Below are 3,240 nucleotides of genomic sequence, written 5' to 3'. Positions count from 1 at the left end.
ACTCCGGCGCGGGCGCGCCAGCTCGCCATGCAGTATCTCGCGCGGCGCGAACACAGCCGGAGCGAGTTGCACAACAAGCTGTTGAAGAAAGGATGCGCAGAAGCGCTTGCCGCCGAAACCGTGAAACGGCTGGAGCAGGAGCGTCTTGTTTCCGACGACCGTTTCATGGAAAGCCTGATACAGGCGCGGCGCAGCCGGGGTTACGGGCCCTTGCGCATACAGAAAGAATTACTGGAAAAGGGGGTGACAGCGGAGGCGATCGAACGCTGGCTCGATGTTTCGGGCCGCGAATGGCTTGAGGACATCCGGCGCGTGCAGCGCAAGAAATTCGGCGCGCGACTGCCCAAGAGTTATCCGGAGCGCGCCCGTCAGGCCCGCTTTCTCCAATACCGCGGTTTTACGTATGATCAGATACAGAAGGTTCTGAATCCTCACGGGCAGGATTAGAAGCCATCTCAAAAATACCCAGGTAGGTTGGGTTGAGCGAAGCGAAACCCAACAAATCGTTGGGTTACGGCGCTTCGCGCCTAACCCAACCTACATTGAAACTATTTTTTTCGAGATAGCTTCTAGCCTATACGCGTCATGAAAAGCACCGAAATCCGCAAAAAATTTCTCGACTATTTCCAGCGCCTCGGCCATACCGTCGTGCCGTCAAGTTCACTCGTGCCCGCGAACGACCCCACACTGTTGTTCGTCAATGCCGGCATGGTGCAGTTCAAGGAAGTGTTCCTGGGTCAGGAGAAGCGGCCCTACGTGCGCGCGGTCAGTTCCCAGCGCTGCGTGCGCGCCGGCGGCAAGCACAACGATCTCGAAAACGTGGGCTACACCGCGCGCCATCACACCTTCTTCGAGATGCTCGGGAACTTCAGCTTCGGCGATTACTTCAAGCGCGAGGGCATCAAATTCGCCTGGGAGTTCCTGACCCGGGAGCTGAAGCTGCCGGCGGAGCGGCTGTGGGTGACGGTATATAAGGATGACGACGAGGCCGCCGACATCTGGCTGAAAGAGCTGAAAGTGGACCCGAAGCGTTTCTCGCGTTTGGGCGATGCGTCCAATTTCTGGCAAATGGGCGATACCGGCCCCTGCGGCCCCTGTTCCGAGATCTTCTACGACCACGGTGCGCAAATCCCCGGTGGCCCGCCGGGCAGCCCGGACGAGGATGGCGACCGCTACGTCGAGATCTGGAATCTCGTGTTCATGCAGTACAACCGCGACGCGAAAGGCGTGCTGACCCCGCTGCCCAAGCCCTCGGTGGACACCGGCATGGGTCTGGAACGCATCGCGGCGGTGCAGCAGGGCGTGCACAGCAATTACCAGATCGACCTGTTCCAGCATCTGATCCGCGCGGTCGCCGAGGTGACCGGCGCTTCCGAGCGCCAGAACCACTCGCTCAACGTCGTGGCCGATCACATTCGCGCGGCGGCGTTTCTCATCACCGATGGCGTGTTGCCCTCGAACGAAGGCCGGGGATACGTGCTGCGACGCATCATCCGTCGCGCCATCCGCCATGGCCACCGCCTCGGCGCGCGCGAGACCTTTTTCTACAAGCTGGTCGCTCCCTTGTGCCAGCAGATGGGGGATGCCTATCCGGAATTGAACAGCGCGCAACCGCAGATCGAGCGCGTGCTGCGCCAGGAAGAGGATCGTTTCAACGAGACCCTGGAACAGGGACTGAAGATTCTTGAAGAGGATGTCACCGCGCTCCAGGGCGATACCATTTCCGGCGCCACGATTTTCAAACTCTACGATACCTACGGGTTCCCGGTGGATCTCACGCGTGACGTGGCCATGGAACGTAATCTGAAAATCGACATGGCCGGTTTCGAGCGCGAAATGGAAGCGCAGCGCGAGCGCGCCCGCGCGGCATCGTCATTCAAATCGGCCGAGATCGGTGCCGTCACCGTGGACCAGCCGACACAATTCACCGGCTACGAGCTGCTGAGCGACACAGGCAAGGTGTTGCAGATCACACGAGGAAGCGACCTCGCCCAGACGGACACTCTGCGCGCGGGCGAGCAGGGGAATATCGTGCTCGACCGCACGCCGTTTTACGCCGAATCCGGCGGCCAGGTCGGCGACCGCGGCATTCTGCGCGTGGGCGAGGCGGTGTTTCGCGTCGAGGACACCCAGAAGCACGGACAGGCCCACGTCCACAAAGGGAGTGTCGAGAAAGGCCAGCTCCGCGTGGGTGACAAAGTGACGGCGGAAATCGATGGAGTCCGCCGTCTTGCGACCAAGCTCAATCACTCGGCCACGCACCTGATGCACAAGGCGTTACGTGACGTTCTCGGATCGCACGTACAACAGAAGGGCTCGCTGGTGGACGATCACCACACGCGTTTCGATTTCTCCCACTTTGCGCCCATGACGCCCGAGCAGATCGCTGAGGTCGAGCGGCGTGTCAATGCGCAGGTCTTGCGCAACGAGGACACGCGGTCTCGGGTGATGGACATGGACTCGGCGAAAGCGGAGGGCGCTATGGCCTTGTTCGGTGAGAAATATGGGAACGAGGTGCGGGTGCTGAACATCGGGGATTCCGTTGAGCTGTGTGGTGGTACGCATGTGCGCCGTACCGGCGATATTGGCCTGTTCAAGATCGTTTCGGAAAGCGGCGTCGCTTCCGGCGTGCGGCGCATCGAAGCCATCACGGGAGAGAATGTGCTTGACTACTTGTATGAGAAAGAGAACAAGCTACGTGAAGCAGCCGAGATGTTGCGCGCGAGCCCCGAGGAAGTCCCGCGCAAAGTCGAGCAACTAACCCAACGTGTAAAGAGTCTCGAGAAGGAGCTGGATCAATTGCGCGCCAAGCTCGCCACCGGCGGCTCCAAGGATCTCGTGGCCGAGGCCAAGGAGGTCAAGGGTATCAAAGTGCTCGCCGCCCAGCTCGATGGCATGGACGCGAAGGGTCTACGCGAGGCTCTGGACAAGCTGAAGGACAAACTGGCGCCGGCGGCTATCGTGCTGGCTTCCGTGGTAGACGACAAGGTCACGCTGATTGCCGGCGTGACCAAGGATCTCGCGGGACGCCTGCATGCCGGCGAGCTGGTCAACCAGGTCGCCTCGGGCGTGGGCGGCAAGGGCGGCGGCCGGCCGGACATGGCGCAGGCGGGTGGCACCAATCCCGCTGGTCTGAAGGCGGCGCTTGAGTCGGTGCCAGGCTGGGTCGAGCATCATTTAAAGTAGGTTGGGGTGAGGCGTGCAGCGCCGAACCCCAACGTTGTTCGCCTTGTGTTGGGG

General features: G+C 61.1%; 2 protein-coding genes. Both read left to right on the top strand.

Features of this window, described 5'->3' with window-relative positions:
- Positions 1–447 (top strand): regulatory protein RecX (locus WB402_RS15505; RefSeq protein ID WP_424209458.1); only part of this gene is annotated, 447 nt, incomplete at its 5' end.
- Between the two features lie 138 nt (positions 448–585).
- Positions 586–3,186 (top strand): alanine--tRNA ligase, encoded by a 2,601-nt coding sequence (gene alaS / locus WB402_RS15500; protein WP_424209456.1) that lies wholly within the window; start codon positions 586–588, stop codon positions 3,184–3,186.
- Positions 3,187–3,240: the final 54 nt, after the last annotated feature.

The organism is Sulfuricaulis sp. (assembly GCF_049587675.1).
Classification (GTDB): domain Bacteria; phylum Pseudomonadota; class Gammaproteobacteria; order Acidiferrobacterales; family Sulfurifustaceae; genus Sulfuricaulis.
Note: the sequence above shows the minus strand (reverse complement) of the source record. Positions and strands in the feature narration are given on the sequence as shown.

Bases quoted from the DNA above. Each gene is read 5' to 3' on its own strand.
- alaS (WP_424209456.1), top strand. From the start codon at position 586: ATGAAAAGCACCGAAATCCGCAAAAAATTTCTCGACTATTTCCAGCGC.